An 18,534-nucleotide genomic window follows, 5' to 3' on the forward strand; every position below is an offset into this window, starting at 1 on the left:
TATTTTTCCAATGTTTTAAGATAGATAAAGCTGATTTAATCAAAATAGTTTATAATGGAAAAATATTTTAAAACTAAGGGAGTACGATTATGACAAACTATCCTCAATTAGATCTTGAGAATGCACAAGGAACAAAGCTAACGCTAAAAACTAGCGAAGGCGATATTGCGATTCAATTATTTGATGAAATAGTACCTAAGACCGTTAAAAACTTTATTGAGTTATCAGAAAAGGGTTACTACGATGGTGTAATCTTTCACCGTGTTATTCCTGATTTTATGATTCAAGGTGGCGACCCAACTGGAACAGGAATGGGTGGCGAAAGCATCTATGGTTCTTCATTCGAAGATGAATTCTCAGATCAATTATTTAATTTGAACGGTGCACTATCAATGGCTAATGCCGGTCCTAATACAAATGGTAGCCAATTCTTTATTGTTAGCAGCTCAAGTGTGCCCAAGAAAATGATCAAGCAATTATCTGGTGCTGGATATCCGGAAGAAGTTATTGCTGCTTATAAGAATGGTGGAACACCTTGGTTAGACGGCCATCATACTGTTTTCGGTCAAGTTACTGAAGGTATAGATGTCGTGAAAGCTATCAGCAAAGTAAAACGTGATTATGCTGATAAACCAAACGAAGATGTTGTGATTAATTCAGTTGAAATTCAAAAATAATTTTAAATTCTAATAATTGGCTTAAAGCTAGGAAGCTGTTGCATCGAGATAACCTTGATGTGGCAGCTTTTTATATTTAATTAAAAGAATTTGATGAGAAAGGTTGACTTTTGATTAGAAAATTAATATACTTCGAAGCATCAATTAAATTTAGTTAAGGAGGTTACTACCATGAAACGTAATTCAGCAATTTATTCAAATACTCATAAAGCGGCAGTAGCCTCTGCCAACCAAAATTTAGCCTTATTATTAAAGATCAAGGACCTAACGTTGATGGTGAAGTAAAACTTCACATAATCAAAATGTTAAGCCCTTATTTGCGTCTTTAATGATGAGGGCTTGATGAATAAATCAAACTATTTCAAACCTCATTCGTTAAAGAATGAGGTTTTTTTATTGCCCTAGGAAAGAAGGTCGGATCGGGCGGTTGTCACACATAAACAATACTTAAAGAGAGAAAGTAGGAAATTAAAATGAAAAAATCAATTAAGAAATTCGGATACATAATGTCAATCGGTGTTGCTATGACAGTCTTTGCAGGTTGTAGTGCTGCTAAAACAACTGGACAAGGTAATCAAGCCAACGGTAATACCATTAAGGTCGGAGTGAATATGGAATTATCTGGTGCTGCAGGTGGTTATGGTAACCAACAGAAGCAAGGAATTCAGATGGCAGCTGACGAAATTAACAGCCAGGGTGGTATCAAGGTTGGCAGTAAGACAGAAAAAATCAAATTGGTGATTAAGGACAATAAAACATCAACTAATACTTCCGCTTCCGTGGCTGCTCAACTTGTAAATAACGACAAAGTTTCTGTCATTGTCGGACCTGCAACAACCAATGATGGAACAGCCCAGATTCCTGCAACTAACAAAGCAAAAGTTCCATTTGTAAGTCCATCAGCTACTGACCCAGACTTCACACTTCAAAAGAATGGTAAGGCTCAACCATATGTATTTAGAGCTTGCTATCAAAATAATTTCCAAGGAAGCACCGCTGCTAAATTTGCTGCCAAAACTTTGAAGGGCAAACGTGTTGCAATCCTTGCTGATAACTCAACTGATTATGGAACTGGCCTTGCTAAAGCATTCAAGAATGCTTTTGACGGTAAGATTGTTGCCAATCAGACCTTTGCTGAAGGGGACAAAGATTTCAATGCGGTTCTAACATCATTTAAGAATAAGAAAATTGATGCTATCTACGCTCCCGGTTACTATTCAGAAATTGGATTGATTGTAAAACAAGCTCGTCAAGCTGGCATCAATGCACCAATCATTGGTTCTGATGGAATGGCTGATCCAAAGCTTGCTCAAATCGCCGGTAACAAGAATGCCAATAAAGTTTATTACACAACACCATTTTCAACTAAAGCATCTGCAAGTAATCCAGTAGCTAAGAAGTTCATGGCTTTATATGAAAAACGTTACCATGCTCAAGCACCAACATTCTCAGCTCTTGCATACGATTCTGTTTACATGATTAAAGACGCAATTGAACGTGAAAAATCAGCAGACTCAACCAAGATTGCAGAAGGACTTGCTCAAATTAAAGGTTTGAAGTGTGTCACTGGAACAACAACGATTAACAAAAATCATGATCCTGAAAAACCAATTGCAATCGAACAACTTACAAACGGAAAAGTTTCTAATACTTACGAATCAAAATAGATTTCAAGTAGCTCAATCAGGGAGGAAATTACATTGCAAACATTCTTTCAACAAATTATTAACGGCCTCTCATTGGGGAGCATCTACGCCTTGCTAGCACTGGGGTACACAATGGTTTACGGCATTATTAAATTAATTAATTTTGCACACGGTGATATCTATATGTTGGGTGCGTTCTGGGGATATTATTCGATTAATGCATGGCACTTTAATTTTATCGAAGCATTGCTAAGTTCAATGGTTGTTGGAGCAATCAGTGGTGTGATTATTGAGTACTTCGCTTACCGGCCATTACGGCATTCACCACGAATCACAGCCTTAATTACGGCGATTGGGGTATCGTTCTTTCTTGAAAACGGAATGGCATATCTCTTCACATCCGATACTAGAAGCTTCCCACAAGTAATTCAACAACATAATTACAATATCGGTGGTGTACTGATTTCTAACATTCAGATTTTAATATTGGTAACAGCCTGTATCTTGATGGTTTTACTGCAACTTATTATTAAACGAACCAAAATGGGTAAAGCAATGCGTGCTGTTTCGGTTGACGCGGATGCGGCCGAGTTGGTGGGAATCAATATTAATCGGACGATTTCATTTACGTTTGCACTAGGTTCTTCAATGGCTGGAGCTGCCGGAGTTTTGATTGGCTTGTATTACAACTCAATTGACCCATTGATGGGAATGACACCCGGAATTAAAGCTTTCGTAGCTGCCGTACTTGGTGGGATTGGATCAGTTCCCGGAGCTTCCTTAGGTGGCTTCTTGATTGGGATGTTGGAAACACTTTTCCAATCAATTGGTTTATCAGCATATAAGGATGCTGTTGTATACGTTGTATTGATTATTATTTTGTTGATTTTGCCAGCAGGAATCTTTGGTAAAAATGTGAAAGAAAAGGTGTAGGTGAAGATAATGAAAGCAAATTTGAAAACAAACGCAATCTGGTTAGGCTTGATGATTGCCGGATATTATCTTATGAACACTCTCATCTTAGTGGGCGTAATCAATTCTTTTATTGAGAACATGTTGGTAACGATTGGAATTAACATAATTCTAGCTGTTGGTTTAAATTTGATTATTGGATTTGCCGGTCAATTCTCACTTGGACATGCTGGATTTATGGCAATTGGAGCGTATGCTTCTGCCATTATTACTAATTCAATTAATAGTCCAATTGGATTTTATATTTCGATGGGGGTCGGAGTGGTTCTAGCAATTGTGATTGCTTTAGTTGTGGGTATTCCAACGTTGCGTCTACGTGGCGATTACCTAGCGATTGCCACAATGGGAGCCGCTGAGATTATCAGAATTATTATTAACAATTTGAAAATCACTAATGGGGCTGCCGGGATGTTTAATATTCCACAGTTTGCTGATTGGGCTACCGTCTACATTATGATGTGTCTCACCACAATTGTGATTGTGAACTTTATTCACAGTCGTGGTGGACGAGCAGTGATGTCAGTTCGTGAAGACGAAATTGCTGCGGAAGCAATGGGAATTAATGTATTTAAATGGAAGTTGGCAGCCTTTGTTTTAGGAGCATCTACTGCAGCTATTTCTGGATCATTACATGCTTCATTTCTCCAAACCATTGCGCCGAATGATTTTAATATTATGAGTTCCATTTCGATTTTAATTATCGTTGTTCTGGGTGGGGTTGGTAGTATTACAGGAACCTTCGTTGCTGCAACGGTACTTGGTGTAATTGACACAATTTTGCAAAACTTCGGAACACTCCGAATGGTAATCTATGCAGTAGCTTTAATTTTAATTATGATCTTTAAGCCATCGGGGATCTTAGGTACTTGGGAACTATCATTTAGCAGAATTCTAAAGCGAATTAAAGTGAAGCGGGGTGTCTCAGAATGAGCGAACTATTAAAAGTAGATAATTTAATAAAAAACTTTGGTGGATTGACCGCTGTTTCAGATGTCACGATGCACTTGAATTCCAATGAATTGGTTGCATTGATTGGGCCTAATGGGGCTGGAAAAACAACTCTATTTAATTTGTTAACGGGTGTTATCACACCTTCGTCGGGCTCTGTGGTACTGGCTGGCAAAGAAGGTACTTTTCCATTGAATAATAAAAAAGCGTACCAAATTGCGAAATTAGGACTTTCAAGAACATTTCAAAATATCCGTTTATTTAAAGAAATGACAGTGTTAGACAACGTTCTAATTGCCATGACTAGTCGTTACAAAGAAGGCTTTGTCAGTAGCATTCTACGTTTTCCTTCTTACTATCGAACCGAAAGAGAAATGAAAGAAGAAGCTATTAAATTACTTAAAATATTCAGTTTAGATCAACAAACTGAAACGCTGGCTAAGAATCTTCCTTATGGAATTCAACGCCGGTTGGAAATTGTGCGGGCTTTATCTACAAAACCGCAGATTCTATTTTTAGATGAACCCGCCGCAGGGATGAATCCAGAAGAAACCGCAGATTTAACGCGACTAATTATTGAAGTGCAGAAGGAATTTCATATTACAGTTTTATTGATTGAACACGATATGTCACTAGTTATGCAAGTTGCACAACGAATTTATGTACTTGATCATGGATCATTATTAGCGGAAGGATCACCAAAGGAGATTCAACAAAATCCAGCTGTTATTAAAGCATATTTGGGAGAGGAGGCTTAGCCATGTTAGAAGTGAAAGATCTAGTTGTGAATTACGGCGTGATTAATGCTGTTAAAAAAGTCAGTTTTAATATCAACGAAGGAGAAATTGTTTCGTTGATTGGAGCTAATGGAGCGGGGAAGACGACCATTTTAAAGACGATTTCAGGACTTTTAAAGCCTAAAAGTGGCGAAATTGTTTATTTAGGCAATCAAATTCAACGACAAGCCGCTCCCAAAGTGGTAGCCAGTGGAATCTCACAGGTTCCTGAAGGACGCCATATTTTTCCAGGATTATCAGTGATGGAAAATTTACAGATGGGAGCCTTCCTGAACAAGGACAAACAACAAGTTCAAGAAAACTATCGAACTGTGTTTGAACGCTTCCCTGTTTTAGCTGAACGAAAGAATCAAGATGCGGCTACACTCTCCGGTGGTGAACAACAGATGCTCGCAATGGGACGTGCTTTAATGGCTAACCCTAAACTAATTTTGTTAGACGAACCATCAATGGGTTTAGCTCCAATTTTTATCAATGAAATTTTTAGCATTATTAAAAAGATTAATGAGAATGGGACTACAGTTCTTTTGATTGAACAGAATGCTAAAAAGGCGCTCTCAATTTCAGATCGAGGTTATGTAATTGCGTCTGGTGAAGTGAAATTGTCGGGAACGGGAGCAGAATTATTGGCTAATCTAGACGTTCAGAAAGCATATTTAGGAGGGTAAATAATGAGTGTTGCAGATTTTATGACGAAAGATATTCAAACCGTTGCACCAGATACGAAGATAAGTGTAGCTGTTGATTTAATGAATCAAAACAAGATTCATCGTTTACCTGTGATTGATGACGGAAAATTGGTTGGAATTATAACGCAACGGGATATCGAACGTACTAATCCATCCCAAGCTACCAGTTTGTCGATTTATGAGGTCAACTACTTATTAAATAATATGACTGTAAACGATGTCATGACCAAAGAAGTCAAAACGATTTCTGCTGATGCTTTTTTAGAGGATGCCATTTATCAAATGAGACAGAATCAAATAGGTGTTTTACCGGTTATGGATGGTAGTGCAATTGTTGGTATTATTACGAATAATGATATTTTAGATGCTTTTTTGGATGTGACGGACTACCATGAGCAATCAACAGTTGTTCAGATTTTTGTCGAACATGATCAGGTTGGAGTGATTTTTAAAGTTGGTCAAATCATGGCTGAGAACAACTTTAATATTCAGACTTTGATGGTGACACATCAGAATGGTGTTAAGGTGGTTGAAATTCATGTTGATCCAGCGGATAAAGAAGTATTAGTTGAAAAACTAAAACAGGCTGGATTTAATGCGAAAGCAGCTGAGAATTATAAAGAATGGAAAAAATAGTTCTAACAAAAAGAATCTACAAAAATTGTAGATTCTTTTTGTGTTATTTACCTGATAATTCTTTCTTTGCAGCTTCCACTAATTCTTCATTGGTGTGTGCGTGACCCCAAAGTCCCCAACCGCCTGGTACAGCTTCTGTAATTAGTACCCAGGTGCGATCTTTTAGACTTTCGTCATGAGCAGCTTCTGAAATTAGTTGAGTTAATTTTTCGGTTAATTCCAATTGCTTGTCACGATCTAAAGCTCCTTGATTAGTTAATACCTGAACTCGTACGTAGTTAGAATCGCCGCTAGCATTGGAAAAGCTTTGGTCGTCTAATTCATGAACAAACCCAGCGGTATTATTCTTGAACATGCTGATGGGCGGTACTTGTTCTACCTGCATTATCAATTGAGCGGCTTTTTGTGCGAGTTCCTTCTTGTTATCAAATGTTCCTTTAGCAGCGTAAATATCAATCATTGGCATAGTAAAAATCTCCTTTATTTTTGGTTGTTTGTTATAACTTGATAGTCAAAGAACTGAGATAGTTCTTCGTCTTGATTAACACTTTTAATAATATTAATTCCATACTGAATATATGATCGTAACAGTTTGTATCCAATCCAATCTGATCCGATTAACTGTTTTGGCAACATTGGGTCTGTTGTGTAATACTCGCTAACTTGATCAATGAGAGTGAGGTATTGGTGTAACAGTTCGAGATTGGTTAGCTGTGAAAGATTAGTCTGTTTAAAATTAGTCTCGAAATTTTTATCCATTTCTGATAGCTTTGTACTAATACTGTCCAATCCCCAAATGTCGTTAACACTATCTCTATTGAGTGTTGGATTAATTTCAGTGACATTGAACACTCGAATTAGATCAGGATGGTCTTGTAGCAACAATTGCAGTTGTTCAGTTCGATTTCCGATTGCTAGATACGTTCCATTTTCCATAGCACCAAATCCTAAACGTAATAGATGGGCTCGAATTTGTTGGCGTAAGAATGAACCATTACCAGAAAATGAAGTGGTTACTAACGTGTAAGTGAAATTGATCGAATTAATTTCAACTACTTTTTCTTCCAGTGAATCAATGTCGGTTACACCATCTTTTGTCATTTCGTAAATTCCACGTTGAGGATTTTTAATCAAACCATTGCGTTTTAATTCAGTTAGTTGCATTCGAATATAACTATCTTTGTATCCATATGAAGATAAGATAGATAAAAGCTTCTTTGTATCAACTTTATGTGCGGTATTTAATAAATAAAGAATTTGTCTTTGAATAGATCTAATACTATGACCTCCTTTATATTTTATATACCAGATATTAATACATTTAATTATTTTTGTATATAAAAAAGACTTCTGAATTCAGAAGTCTTAATTTTAATGCCTAGCTATTTGGGTGATATTCCAACTAGTTGGAACGTTGAAAGTGTAGTACAGATGCTTTAACTGATGATTATTATTAGACCAACAAAATAGAATTTTATTTAATTGACTTTGATAGAACCACTCTTCCTTTTTTGTGACCAGAGTTGTTTGTTTGTCACTTGTACGATTTATTTTAATTGTTCCATACTCTGGATCAGTGTGTTTAGATCCATTTAAAATATAAACCTTACTTTTATTTGATTGACCTAATTTAACGTAGGTTAATGTTGGCTTTTTAAACTTGGGTGATGCGCTTATCCTGGTTGTTGAAGTTATTGTACGAGTTTGCATCCCAAAGTGTGCGCTATCGTTTTCAATAATAGTTATCAAGCTAACTAAAAAGATTAATACTGATATCAATGATAGTATAATTTTCAATCGAGACGTTTTAAAGAAAATACAAAAGTAAAATGAACAAATTAGACTAATGATTAGTAGAACTAGAATCATGTTTCAATTCCTCCTTCTGTCGATTATTTCGAACTTGAAAACTAATAAAGAATGCAATCATAGTTGCCAAGCTAGCTAGCAAAAATGCTACGTGGTAACCACTCAATAAGGCATTGAATATTTCTTTTTTATATGACATAGGGTCAATTTTTAATAACTGTTTTGCCGGAGATAGTGCGCTTGTAGTATTAGAAAATACTGAAACTAATATTGCAGTTCCAATTGAAGCAGCTACCTGGCGAGCAACATTGTTTAGAGCACTCCCATCAGCAAATACCTTGGGTGTTAATGCTGAAAATGCCACACTTCCAGAAGGCATTAAGGCAAGTGCCATACCAAAGTTGCGAACCGCATATAGAACGATTATATAAACAATCGAGCTGTGACTAGTTAAAAATCCAAAAGGAATTGTTCCCAGGGTTACAATGGCCATTCCAAAAATAATAAGTCGTTTACCACCAAATTTATCTAAAGCAATTCCGGCAATTGGACTTGTGAAAGCCATAGTCAAAGCACCTGCCAGAAGTGAGAGCCCAGCTTGAATAGCGCTTAGTCCTAAAACAATCTGTAAGTACATAGGTAGTACAATTTCAAAACCAATCATTGCAATCATTACTATAGATCCAATGATTGTGCCAACTGTAAAGTTATGTTCTTTAAAAATCCGAACATCCATCAGAGGATTTTCTATTCTTAATTGACGAAGAATAAATAAAATAGTTAAAAATAGTCCTGCTACGACAGCTGCTATAAAATCAATGCTTGTCCATCCTTTGTTACCTACGACAGAGAATCCGTATAGAATACCTCCGAAGCCAAGTGTTGATAAAATAACTGAAATGAAATCGAGTTTGGAATTATGTTGTTCTGCAACGTCCTTAATAAAAATAAATGATGCCAAAATGGTTAGGATACTAATTGGAATGACAATTCCAAAAATTGCGCGCCAGTTTAATGCATCAATTGCCCAACCAGAAAAAGTTGGTCCAATAGCTGGTGCTAATCCAAATACAATTCCTAAAAGCCCCATCGCTTGTCCTTGTTTTTCAGGTGGGAAGGCTGAAAATAACATTGTCATCGAAAGAGGAGCGGCAACACCAGATCCTAGGGCTTGAATGATTCGACCCAATAGTAAAATTGAAAAATTATCGGCGTAAAAACATGCGAGTGTTCCCAAAAGAAACATGATTTGTGAAGCAATAAATAGCCGTTTAGTATTAAAACGATTCGTTAACCACACTGTGATTGGAATCATAAGTGCACTGGCTAAAAGAAAACCAGTGGTAAGCCATTGAATATCGGAAGCACCAATTGAAAAGTATTTCATCAAAGTAGGCTGAGCTACTCCTAAAACAGTTTGGTTAAGCATATCGGAAAATGATCCGATTAAAATAGTTATGACGAATGGTACTAGTCGATACTGGCTACCATGAACATCGGTGTATGACATTATGAACATCTCCTTTTTAAATTGTTAGAAATCTAACTATATAGCAAAAATAAAATGTGCTATGCACATCTAATTAGGTACCTAATGAAGAACGATTGAAATCACAACTCTTAGAAATCTAACTGTCAACATTTCTAACATTTTTTTGTATAATAAATTTAGAGGTGTAGATAATGGATGAACAAACAGAAGCAATTGATTTAATGCGAAGCATTACCAGTAAACTAATCCGCAACCAAGCAAATACAATGCAGAATTTAAATTTGAATCAACAACAAGGCCGTACATTACAGTATATTGGATTACATGAGGGGCTCATTCAAAAGGATTTAGCTGATGCTTTCTTACTAAGAGGAGCTACTATCTCTAGTATGCTACAAGGGCTAGAACAAAAAGGTTACATTGAAAGGCGAGTTCCGAGTGATAATGAGCGTCAAAAACAAATTTTTCTTTCTGAACGTGGAAGTAAAGTTCTGGCAGATGTCAATCAAGTTTTTATTGATAGCCAAAAAAAGCTAAAACAAACAATAAATGATAAAGAATACCAAGAACTCATTCGCTTACTGAGAGCAGTTAACCAAAACATGTGAAGTATAATTAGTAGCTGTAAATTTTAAGATTCGGTATAATAATTTCATCAATACCTAGGGGGTAGGGAGTATGGAAAGAAAAGTAAGTGCACCAAAGACTATAATTGCTATTTTAATCCCATTATTAGAATTGGGGATCGGATCATTCATTGCTCGTTTAGTTCATAATAATCAGTGGCTTTTGGTTATTTTAAATGTATTAGTATTCTTTGTTGGATTTATCACAGCCATTATTTTATTTAAAGATGTTTTACGTGATGATTGGAAAATTTGGAAACAACATATTTGGCGTAACTTAGGATTAGCCTTACTGGGGATGATTTTAACATACGTAATTCTCAGTCTTGTTCGAATGGGTATGAAACCATTTGTTGCCGGAGCTGCGGTTAATACAAGTCTGCTAAGTATCCAAACGGCTTCAATGGGATTAGTAGCAAGTTTAACAACATTGATGGCACCATTTACAGAAGAAATTGTTTTCAGACACGCATTATTTTTCCAGTGGAAGAATAATAAAGTGTTAATGTGGATTATGTTTTTCGTATCCTCAGTGGCTTTTGGGTTAGTTCACTGGAATAATTTTAATGGTGATGTAGTTCAAATGATTCCGTACATGGTAGTTGGTGCTTGGTTTGCATTAATTTACTACTTCTCAAAGAATATTTGGCAAAACATTATGACTCATTTTCTATTTGATTTCGTTCAATTCGCATCCGCTGTCTTGTTATTGGTTGTAGCATTTATGACTAAATAAACTAAAAAGTTTTAAAACGGTGAAAAGCCTGTTTTAAAGCTTTTTTTGTACATTGATACCACAAAAGTTAAATAAAAATTAGAAAATACAGTTGATTTTAATTTTGCTGGGTGTATAATCTCATTAAAATCTAATTCAAACAAGCGATGAAGAGAAGAGTAACTGATTTTGATGTTCATAGAGACCTTCGGCAGGTGGAAAGAAGGATCGGATAAAATCAGTGAAGATGAGCTCAGAGCGAGTAGTCGGTGCAAGCTAGACTACCGTGAATCACACGATACGTGATCACAGTTTCAGGAATGAGACTGGTTGAGCTAGTTATTGTGAGATGACTGGGTTTTTAAGGTGGTACCGCGTTTTCGCCCTTTTTACAGGGAGAAACTCGGACCACCTTTTTCTTTTTGCTTAAAACACTTATGGAGGATGCTTATGACTACAACTATTATTGGATTTCCACGTATTGGAGAAAACCGGGAACTAAAATTTGCCACAGAACACTATTGGAAACAAGAACTTACGCAGGATGAATTATTACAAAAGGCGCATGAATTACGCCTCAAACATTGGAAATTACAAAAGGATGCTGGGATTGATTTAATTCCTGCCGGTGATTTTTCATTCTTTGATGGTTTACTAGACGCATCCTACTTATTAAACGTTGTTCCAAAGCGTTACAAAGAATTAGGCCTTAGTGCTCTTGATGAATATTTTGCAATTGCTCGTGGTTTTCAAAACGATGAACATTCAGTTAAGGCTCTCCCAATGATGAAATGGTTTAACACTAACTACCACTACATTGTGCCTGAATTTGATGATGATACTGAAATCAAACTAAATGGAACAAAGATTTTCGATGAAGTACAAGAAGCCAAAGACGCTGGATTCAATGCTAAAGCCGTGATTGATGGACCTTATACTTTACTTAAATTAAGTCGATTCATAGGTAAGAAGCAAGCTGCTGATTTTGTTGACGATTTAATCAAAGCTTACAACGAAATCTTAGCTAAGGTTGCTGAAAGTGGCGTGGAATGGATTCAAATTGATGAGCCAGCACTTTCATTTGACGTTAACGATGCTGACCATGAGTTATTCACTAAGTTGTACGAAGGTATCTTAGCTAATAAGGCCGGTTTAAAGGTTAACTTACAAACTTACTTTGGTGACGTTCGTGACGTATATGAAGAAATCACTACTAAATTGGCATTCGATGGAATTGGTTTAGATTTTGTTGCTAACAAGAAGAATCTTGAATTAGTCGAAAAGAATGGCTTCCCAGCTGACCGCGTGTTATTTGCTGGAATTGTAAACGGTAAGAACATTTGGCGTAATGACTATGAAGCAACCGTTGCTACTTTAAAGAAAATAGATGCTAAAAATGTAGTGCTCAGTTCTTCAAGCTCACTCCAACATGTTCCATTTACAGCTAAGAACGAACAACAATTACCAGCAGATATTCAAAAACACTTGTCATTTGCTACTGAAAAATTAGCTGAATTACATGATTTAGATCAAATTTTAGCTGGTGGCCACGATGATTTACTAAAAGCTAATCAAGACTTGTTCCAGTCAGTTAAACACCCTGTCAATGATCAAGTGAAAGAACGGGTTGCTAACTTGTCAGACAAGGATTATCAACGAACACCAAGTCGTGCAGAACGTGAAGCTATTCAAAAGAAAGAATTTGATTTACCTGAATTACCAACGACTACAATTGGTTCGTTCCCACAAACTAAAGATGTGCGTCAAAACCGTGCTAAGTTGCGTCATGGTGAAATTAGTAAGGAAGAATACGATCAATTTAACCGCGACAAGATTAAACGAATTGTTGAATTCCAAGAAAAGATTGGTTTAGATGTTCTAGTTCATGGTGAATATGAACGAAACGACATGGTTGAGTACTTTGGTGAAAAATTAGACGGTTTTGTCTTTACTAGCAATGGCTGGGTTCAATCATATGGAACACGTGGGGTTAAACCACCAATTATCTGGGGTGATGTTAGCCGCACTGGTTCCATCACTGTTGATGAAACAGTTTACGCTCAAAGCTTAACTAAGAAGGAAATGAAGGGAATGTTAACTGGCCCTGTAACCATTTTCAACTGGTCCTTCCCACGCGAAGATATCACACCTGAAGCTTCCGTTACTCAGATTGCTTTAGCAGTTCAAGACGAAGTTTTAGATTTGGAAGCTCACGATATTAAGATTATTCAAATCGACGAACCAGCTTTACGTGAAAAATTACCACTTCGTAAGTCAGATTGGTTTAAAGAATACTTGGATTGGGCTGTTCCAGCATTCCGCTTAGTTCATAGCCCTGTTCAAGCAAGTACACAGATTCATACTCATATGTGTTACAGCGAATTTGGTGACATTGTTAAAGCCATCGATGACTTGGATGCAGATGTGATTTCATTTGAAGCATCCCGTTCAGATTTAACTTTGATTGATCAACTAGTCGCTGCTAATTTCCAAACTGAAGTTGGCCCTGGTGTTTATGATATTCATTCACCACGTGTTCCTTCAGTAGAAGAAATTGAAAATATTATCGGTAAGATTTTAGCTAAATTACCAACTTCGAAAGTTTGGATCAATCCTGATTGTGGTCTAAAGACACGAGGAGAAAAAGAAACTTTTGCTAGTCTTGAGAATTTAGTTGAAGCAACTAAAAAGGTTCGAGGTAGTTTGCATGAAACTCGTTGATGCATTTAAACATAAAACAGTTTTTTCTATCGAAGTGTTTCCACCAAAGACTGAAGTCGGAGTGGAACACTTACATCAAACATTAGAAAACTTGCAGGGCATTCATCCTGATTTTATCTCGGTTACGCTGGGTGCTGGTGGGACTGGACGCCACGATTTAACGGTCCATATTGCTGATGAAATCCAAAATGGACTCGGAATTCCGGCGGTAGCTCATATTCCTGGTATCTATCAAACAAAAGAGTCAGTTGATGAAATCCTAGATCAACTTGAAGAACGTGGTATTAGTAATGTCTTAGCATTGCGTGGAGACCGAATTGAAGGACTTACTCCTACTGGAGTTTTCCATCACGCTGACGATTTAACAGCTTACATTCAACAACGTGGTGGCTTTGAAATTGTTGGAGCGTGCTATCCACAGGTTCATCAAGAGTCAGTAAATGCAGTTGATGATATTAAGCACCTCTGTGAAAAGGTTGATGCAGGAGCAGATCATTTAATCTCACAAGTGTTCTTCGATAATCAATGCTTCTATGATTTTCAAGAAAAAGCAGAGTTGAGTGGAATTGAAGTTCCAATTGAAGCGGGAATTATGCCTTGTACCAACAAGAAACAAATTGAACGAATTGCTCAAGTAGCGGGTGTTCCATTGCCCCATAAATATGTCGCAATGCTTTCACGTTATGAAAACAATCCTGAAGCACTCCGTGACGCAGGAATTGCTTATGCGGTTGATCAAATTGCAGATCTTGTTTCTCAAGGTGTAGACGGTATTCATCTTTATACTATGAATAATAGTGATACTGCTCAACGAATTTGGGATGCTACTAAGTCGTTGTTTAGCGCGACAGTTAAATAAAATAAAAACAGTATTAAACTCGTGGTTTTATTGAGTTTAATACTGTTTTTTAGTTAGAGGATTCAAATTATTTATCCTGTGATTTCATTTTTAATGTTTTTCGAGTATCTTTATTTAGTTTTTGAATATATGATGATTGATTTCCATCTCGTAGCTTTTGATTAGTATCTAAATATATTTCAGTTGTCCATTCTTTCACCTTTGATGTAGGTGGAATTAAGATGACGCGATATACAATTGGACAGTCTTTCAGAGTTGAATTTTTGTTGGTGCGGTCTAGTTGCTTGTTATAGGTATAACTCGCCTTTAGAGTAGTATTATTTGAAAAAGTTATTTCATACCAGCTGATACCACTGAATGGACCTGTGGATTCTTTACGAACTGAGCTTCTGGAAACTATATTGGAGAATCCATTGTAACTTAATGTGCTTTCAATTTTTTGTTCAGCCTGATGGTTATCATAGGAATGTTTAATAATGAATGAGCCAGCAATTATAAGAATACTAAGTACCGAAAGAGGCATAGTACTAATCAGTTTGTGATTACGAATAAGATGCCGCATTAAAAATCCTCCATTCAAGTACTTTTGAGTAAAGCATAGCATGAATAACAGTACATTAATACTTACTCAAAGTTATCGATTTTCCTTCTTTGTTTGAAGTGTTTCACTAAGCACTCTAATTTCCACGCTTGACCTTAAATGTTAAGATGTCTATATATTAGAAACGATAATTAAAAGTGAAAAGGACGGCGTCATAATGAAAATTGGTTTTATTGGTGTTGGAAACATGGCAAAGGCGATTATTAAAGGAATGCTGAAGGCTGACTATAACGGAAATGATATTTTGGTTCATAGCGCTCACGCAGCTAATTATGAAACCTTCGCTAAGGACAATGGTCTGGTTGCAGAAAGTGATAATTCAACTCTTGTAAAAAATTCTGATATTGTCGTTTTAGCAGTTAAGCCACAGATGGTAAACGATGTTTTAGCAGAAGTACAAGATAAGCTTTCAACTGACAAATTATTAGTTTCACTCGTGTCTGGTTTGAGTGTAGCCGATATGAAGGAATTGGTTGGTCAAGATCAACCCGTTCTTCGTACTATGCCAAATGTGAACGTGGAAATTGGACAAGGAATGACAGCTGTTGTTTCAGACCAAGCATTAGATGCTGAACCATATTTAAGTGGTGTTGAAATTTTCGACAAAATTGGTGGATCAATTGAAGTTGCTGAAAAAGATTTCCCAGCTTTCTCTGCAATTGCCGGTAGTGCTCCAGCTTATGCCTACTTATTTGTTGACGCATTATCACGTGCCGGTGTTAAATATGGTTTCAAAAAAGATGATGCTACTCGAATTGCTGCTCAGGTAGTTAAGGGCAGTGCAGATATGATTTTGAAATCCGATGAAATTCCTTACGCTTTAATTGATAAGGTTTCTTCACCAGGTGGTACAACCGTTGCTGGCTTACTTGCTATGGAAGAAGCTGGCTTGAGTACAGCAGTGGTCAAAGGAATCGATGCAACAATCAATAAAGAACTCGGTCAGTAATTTGCCTTGCACTTATGGTCTATACCGATTATACTATTCATAGACAAAAAATTAGGAGGCTCTATTTATGAGTACCGTTTTAAGACACGCAACAATTTATACAGGTTTGGAAAAAATTGAAGATGGCTATATTCGATTTGGAAAAACAATTGAAGCTGTTGGACCAATGAGCGAATATAAAGCACAAGGCGATGATGATGTTCATTTCGCCGGTGAACAAATTATTGTTCCTGGATTTATCGATGTACATACACATGGTGGCTACAGCTTTGACGCTATGGATGGTAATCCTGATGAAATCAATGAAATGGTTAACGATGCAGTCCTAAACGAAGGTGTTACAAGTTTCTTCTGTACAACAATGACTCAATCAAATGAGAACATTGAAAAAGCAATGCGTGGTGTTGCAAAAGCTGCTGAAGAAAACCCAGTTATCCAAGGTGTTCATTTGGAAGGACCTTTCATCTCGACTAAGTATAAAGGTGCTCAGCCAGAAGAATACATTAAAGATCCAGATACTGAATTATTAGGTAAATGGAATGAATTATCTGGCAATCGTGTTAAGTTAATCACAATTGCTCCAGAACATGACGGTGCTGATGCATTTGAAGCTTACTGTTTAGATCATGGAATTGTACCTTCAGTTGGTCATAGTGATGCAACTCGTGCACAACTCTTAAATAGTAAAGTTACTCATACAACTCACTTGTACAACGCACAACGTGAATTTAAGCACCGTGAACCAGGTGTTACTGGTCATGCAATGTTGGAAGACAACATTATGTGTGAATTAATCTGTGATGGTTTCCATATCGTACCAGATATGTTGAAATTAGCTTATGAAGTTAAGGGACCAGAACGAATCGATCTTGTTACTGACTCAATGCGTGCTAAGGGTATCGCTGAAGGTGAAAGTGAACTTGGTGGTCAAAAGGTTTATGTTAAAGACAAGCAGGCTCGTTTAGCTGACGGTACACTTGCCGGATCAGTATTGGCATTTGATGATGCATTCCGTAATTCTATGAAGTTCTTTGGTTGTGGTATTTCAGAAGCTGTTCAAATGAGTTCAGTTAACCAGGCTCGTGAATTTGGTCTTGATAGCAAAGGTACACTTGAAGTTGGTAAGGATGCTGACTTAAACATTTTCGATGCTAACATGGACAAGCTAGCAACATTCAGTTACGGTCGTAAGTTTTCAAACGAACGTAAGTAATACTAAGGGGATTATAATATGAGTTCGCCAATCTATATTCAAATTCATAACGAAATAAAAAAGGCAATTGAAGCAGGTCGTTGGTCAGTTGGAGAACGTATTCCAGCTGAACGTGATTTGTCAGAACAATTCAACGTCAGTCGTATGACACTAAGACAAGCCATTTCAACATTAGTTGAAGAGGGTATTTTGGAACGCAAAGTTGGTTCTGGAACTTACGTTGCAAGCCAAAAAGTTCAAGAAAAAGTGTCTGGTGTAACTAGTTTTACTGAGTTGATGGAAGCTCAAGGCAAACACCCATCAAGCAAGACTATTTCATACCACGCTGGTGAGCCTTCTTTAAGTGAAGTTGAAAGACTGAATTTAGAGCCCGGTGAACTTGTCTTACGAATGGAACGGATTCGTTACGCTGATGATGTGCCAATTTGTTACGAAACTGCTTCAGTTCCTGAAAAACTAGTTCGTAACTTTAGCAAGTCTGAAGTAACTAAATCTCTTTATAAAACTTTGGAAGATAAAGCTGGATTGAAGATTGGTAAGGCTAACCAAACCGTCTCAGCTATGCTGGCTTCGGAAAAAGTTGCTGATTACTTGGATATTAAGCGTGGTGAAGCAATTCTTCGTTTGCATCAGATTTCATTCTTGGAAGATGGTAATCCATTTGAATACGTTCGAACACAATATGTCGGGGAACGATTTGAATTTTATTTGAATAGATAATATTAATAATGAAGATCATTAAATCGTTGGTAGAAATACTGGATTTAATGGTCTTTTTATAAATGCAATTCAGTATAGCTTTTATATCATATATGATATAATTAAATATGGATAAAATAGAATTCGAGTCATATATGCGTCCCAACGGACATGATGAATTTATTGAATGGTATGAAGATTTACCAAAAAAAGGGCGTCTAAAAGTTATTACTGTTATTAACAAAGTTGAGAGTAATGGGATGATGACAGCCCAGAGACTGAAGTGGGTAAAGAAGTTGGATACAAATTTGTATGAGTTGAGAAGCAAAGTAGGCTCAAATATTCAACGTGCATGTTATTTTCATGTGGACCATGGAAAATATATAATTACTCATGGATTTACTAAGAAAACAAATAAAACTCCAAAAAAAGAAATTAAACATGCCATAGTTTTACGAGAGACCTAAGGTAATAAGTCAAGAGAG

General features: G+C 36.6%; 20 protein-coding genes. 15 read left to right on the top strand and 5 right to left on the bottom strand.

The features are described from left to right. Positions 1 to 89 precede the first annotated feature (89 nt). The 7 genes from IV88_RS07215 to IV88_RS07245 all read left to right on the top strand — a co-directional run bounded on the left by IV88_RS07215 (position 90) and on the right by IV88_RS07245 (position 6,365). Positions 90 to 677, top strand: coding sequence for a peptidylprolyl isomerase (locus tag IV88_RS07215; RefSeq protein ID WP_057800211.1), 588 nt, complete (start codon positions 90 to 92; stop codon positions 675 to 677). Between the two features lie 473 nt (positions 678 to 1,150). Next, positions 1,151 to 2,344: an ABC transporter substrate-binding protein gene (locus IV88_RS07220; RefSeq protein WP_057800213.1), complete on the top strand. Its 1,194-nt coding sequence runs from the start codon at positions 1,151 to 1,153 to the stop codon at positions 2,342 to 2,344. Positions 2,345 to 2,377: 33 nt separating this feature from the next. Continuing rightward, a complete protein-coding gene (locus tag IV88_RS07225; protein WP_057800215.1) occupies positions 2,378 to 3,256 on the top strand; it encodes a branched-chain amino acid ABC transporter permease in 879 nt (292 codons plus the stop codon). Positions 3,257 to 3,265: 9 nt separating this feature from the next. Then, the gene (locus IV88_RS07230) at positions 3,266 to 4,225 is read left to right on the top strand and encodes a branched-chain amino acid ABC transporter permease (RefSeq protein WP_057800217.1); all 960 of its coding nucleotides are present in this window, start codon (positions 3,266 to 3,268) and stop codon (positions 4,223 to 4,225) included. Then, complete coding sequence (locus IV88_RS07235) at positions 4,222 to 5,001, top strand: ABC transporter ATP-binding protein (RefSeq protein WP_057800219.1); 780 nt, start codon at positions 4,222 to 4,224, stop codon at positions 4,999 to 5,001. The genes IV88_RS07230 and IV88_RS07235 overlap by 4 nt, the downstream gene beginning before the upstream one ends. A gap of 2 nt (positions 5,002 to 5,003) precedes the next feature. Then, positions 5,004 to 5,708 carry an ABC transporter ATP-binding protein gene (locus IV88_RS07240; protein WP_057800221.1) on the top strand — a complete coding sequence of 235 codons (705 nt, stop codon included), beginning with the start codon at positions 5,004 to 5,006 and terminating at the stop codon, positions 5,706 to 5,708. Positions 5,709 to 5,711: 3 nt separating this feature from the next. After that, positions 5,712 to 6,365 carry a CBS domain-containing protein gene (locus tag IV88_RS07245; protein ID WP_057800223.1) on the top strand — a complete coding sequence of 218 codons (654 nt, stop codon included), beginning with the start codon at positions 5,712 to 5,714 and terminating at the stop codon, positions 6,363 to 6,365. A 43-nt stretch (positions 6,366 to 6,408) separates the two neighbouring features. Here the strand turns inward: IV88_RS07245 and IV88_RS07250 are convergent, their stop codons facing one another. The 4 genes from IV88_RS07250 to IV88_RS07265 all read right to left on the bottom strand — a co-directional run bounded on the left by IV88_RS07250 (position 6,409) and on the right by IV88_RS07265 (position 9,684). Next, positions 6,409 to 6,831 (bottom strand): tautomerase family protein, encoded by a 423-nt coding sequence (locus IV88_RS07250; protein WP_057800225.1) that lies wholly within the window; start codon positions 6,829 to 6,831, stop codon positions 6,409 to 6,411. Positions 6,832 to 6,845: 14 nt separating this feature from the next. After that, entirely contained in the window at positions 6,846 to 7,529 is a 684-nt protein-coding gene (locus IV88_RS07255; RefSeq protein WP_057800227.1) for a PaaX family transcriptional regulator C-terminal domain-containing protein, read from the bottom strand. 207 nt (positions 7,530 to 7,736) lie between these two features. Continuing rightward, entirely contained in the window at positions 7,737 to 8,234 is a 498-nt protein-coding gene (locus tag IV88_RS07260) for a DUF4811 domain-containing protein (protein ID WP_057800229.1), read from the bottom strand. After that, on the bottom strand, positions 8,209 to 9,684 hold the full coding sequence (locus tag IV88_RS07265) for an MDR family MFS transporter (protein WP_057800231.1): 1,476 nt from the start codon (positions 9,682 to 9,684) through the stop codon (positions 8,209 to 8,211). The genes IV88_RS07260 and IV88_RS07265 overlap by 26 nt, the downstream gene beginning before the upstream one ends. Positions 9,685 to 9,857: 173 nt before the next feature. On the opposite strand from IV88_RS07265, the gene IV88_RS07270 reads away from it, so the two are divergent. The 4 genes from IV88_RS07270 to metF all read left to right on the top strand — a co-directional run bounded on the left by IV88_RS07270 (position 9,858) and on the right by metF (position 14,587). After that, positions 9,858 to 10,274 carry a MarR family winged helix-turn-helix transcriptional regulator gene (locus tag IV88_RS07270; protein WP_147165282.1) on the top strand — a complete coding sequence of 139 codons (417 nt, stop codon included), beginning with the start codon at positions 9,858 to 9,860 and terminating at the stop codon, positions 10,272 to 10,274. A 70-nt stretch (positions 10,275 to 10,344) separates the two neighbouring features. Further along, on the top strand, positions 10,345 to 11,028 hold the full coding sequence (locus IV88_RS07275; protein ID WP_057800233.1) for a CPBP family intramembrane glutamic endopeptidase: 684 nt from the start codon (positions 10,345 to 10,347) through the stop codon (positions 11,026 to 11,028). 429 nt (positions 11,029 to 11,457) lie between these two features. Then, on the top strand, positions 11,458 to 13,728 hold the full coding sequence (metE, locus tag IV88_RS07280; protein WP_057800235.1) for a 5-methyltetrahydropteroyltriglutamate--homocysteine S-methyltransferase: 2,271 nt from the start codon (positions 11,458 to 11,460) through the stop codon (positions 13,726 to 13,728). Continuing rightward, on the top strand, positions 13,715 to 14,587 hold the full coding sequence (gene metF, locus IV88_RS07285) for a methylenetetrahydrofolate reductase [NAD(P)H] (RefSeq protein WP_057800237.1): 873 nt from the start codon (positions 13,715 to 13,717) through the stop codon (positions 14,585 to 14,587). Before metE ends, metF begins: the two co-directional genes overlap by 14 nt. Before the next feature lie 67 nt (positions 14,588 to 14,654). Here metF and IV88_RS07290 read toward each other — a convergent pair whose 3' ends face one another. Next, entirely contained in the window at positions 14,655 to 15,149 is a 495-nt protein-coding gene (locus IV88_RS07290) for a hypothetical protein (RefSeq protein ID WP_147165281.1), read from the bottom strand. A gap of 196 nt (positions 15,150 to 15,345) precedes the next feature. On the opposite strand from IV88_RS07290, the gene proC reads away from it, so the two are divergent. From proC to IV88_RS07310, 4 genes are all read left to right on the top strand, one after another. Next, positions 15,346 to 16,137 carry a pyrroline-5-carboxylate reductase gene (gene proC / locus IV88_RS07295; RefSeq protein ID WP_057800239.1) on the top strand — a complete coding sequence of 264 codons (792 nt, stop codon included), beginning with the start codon at positions 15,346 to 15,348 and terminating at the stop codon, positions 16,135 to 16,137. Positions 16,138 to 16,204: 67 nt separating this feature from the next. Further along, positions 16,205 to 17,350, top strand: a complete 1,146-nt coding sequence (nagA, locus tag IV88_RS07300) for an N-acetylglucosamine-6-phosphate deacetylase (RefSeq protein ID WP_057800240.1) — start codon at positions 16,205 to 16,207, stop codon at positions 17,348 to 17,350. An 18-nt stretch (positions 17,351 to 17,368) separates the two neighbouring features. Continuing rightward, the gene (locus IV88_RS07305) at positions 17,369 to 18,070 is read left to right on the top strand and encodes a GntR family transcriptional regulator (protein WP_057800242.1); all 702 of its coding nucleotides are present in this window, start codon (positions 17,369 to 17,371) and stop codon (positions 18,068 to 18,070) included. 107 nt (positions 18,071 to 18,177) lie between these two features. After that, positions 18,178 to 18,516 (top strand): type II toxin-antitoxin system RelE/ParE family toxin, encoded by a 339-nt coding sequence (locus tag IV88_RS07310; RefSeq protein ID WP_057800244.1) that lies wholly within the window; start codon positions 18,178 to 18,180, stop codon positions 18,514 to 18,516. Positions 18,517 to 18,534 lie beyond the last annotated feature (18 nt).

Origin of the sequence: Pediococcus argentinicus, assembly GCF_001437605.1 — a bacterium.
Taxonomy (GTDB): Bacteria; Bacillota; Bacilli; order Lactobacillales; family Lactobacillaceae; genus Pediococcus; species Pediococcus argentinicus.

Excerpts from the sequence above, each read along its gene's own strand:
- IV88_RS07275 (WP_057800233.1), top strand. The coding sequence starts at position 10,345 with ATGGAAAGAAAAGTAAGTGCACCAAAGACTATAATTGCTATTTTAATC.
- IV88_RS07305 (WP_057800242.1), top strand. The coding sequence starts at position 17,369 with ATGAGTTCGCCAATCTATATTCAAATTCATAACGAAATAAAAAAGGCA.
- IV88_RS07255 (WP_057800227.1), bottom strand. The coding sequence starts at position 7,529 with ATGCAACTAACTGAATTAAAACGCAATGGTTTGATTAAAAATCCTCAA.
- IV88_RS07230 (WP_057800217.1), top strand. The coding sequence starts at position 3,266 with ATGAAAGCAAATTTGAAAACAAACGCAATCTGGTTAGGCTTGATGATT.
- IV88_RS07250 (WP_057800225.1), bottom strand. The coding sequence starts at position 6,831 with ATGCCAATGATTGATATTTACGCTGCTAAAGGAACATTTGATAACAAG.
- IV88_RS07260 (WP_057800229.1), bottom strand. The coding sequence starts at position 8,234 with ATGATTCTAGTTCTACTAATCATTAGTCTAATTTGTTCATTTTACTTT.
- IV88_RS07245 (WP_057800223.1), top strand. The coding sequence starts at position 5,712 with ATGAGTGTTGCAGATTTTATGACGAAAGATATTCAAACCGTTGCACCA.
- IV88_RS07215 (WP_057800211.1), top strand. The coding sequence starts at position 90 with ATGACAAACTATCCTCAATTAGATCTTGAGAATGCACAAGGAACAAAG.
- proC (WP_057800239.1), top strand. The coding sequence starts at position 15,346 with ATGAAAATTGGTTTTATTGGTGTTGGAAACATGGCAAAGGCGATTATT.
- IV88_RS07240 (WP_057800221.1), top strand. The coding sequence starts at position 5,004 with ATGTTAGAAGTGAAAGATCTAGTTGTGAATTACGGCGTGATTAATGCT.
- IV88_RS07290 (WP_147165281.1), bottom strand. The coding sequence starts at position 15,149 with ATGCGGCATCTTATTCGTAATCACAAACTGATTAGTACTATGCCTCTT.
- IV88_RS07270 (WP_147165282.1), top strand. The coding sequence starts at position 9,858 with ATGGATGAACAAACAGAAGCAATTGATTTAATGCGAAGCATTACCAGT.
- nagA (WP_057800240.1), top strand. The coding sequence starts at position 16,205 with ATGAGTACCGTTTTAAGACACGCAACAATTTATACAGGTTTGGAAAAA.
- IV88_RS07220 (WP_057800213.1), top strand. The coding sequence starts at position 1,151 with ATGAAAAAATCAATTAAGAAATTCGGATACATAATGTCAATCGGTGTT.
- metE (WP_057800235.1), top strand. The coding sequence starts at position 11,458 with ATGACTACAACTATTATTGGATTTCCACGTATTGGAGAAAACCGGGAA.
- metF (WP_057800237.1), top strand. The coding sequence starts at position 13,715 with ATGAAACTCGTTGATGCATTTAAACATAAAACAGTTTTTTCTATCGAA.
- IV88_RS07310 (WP_057800244.1), top strand. The coding sequence starts at position 18,178 with ATGGATAAAATAGAATTCGAGTCATATATGCGTCCCAACGGACATGAT.
- IV88_RS07235 (WP_057800219.1), top strand. The coding sequence starts at position 4,222 with ATGAGCGAACTATTAAAAGTAGATAATTTAATAAAAAACTTTGGTGGA.
- IV88_RS07265 (WP_057800231.1), bottom strand. The coding sequence starts at position 9,684 with ATGTCATACACCGATGTTCATGGTAGCCAGTATCGACTAGTACCATTC.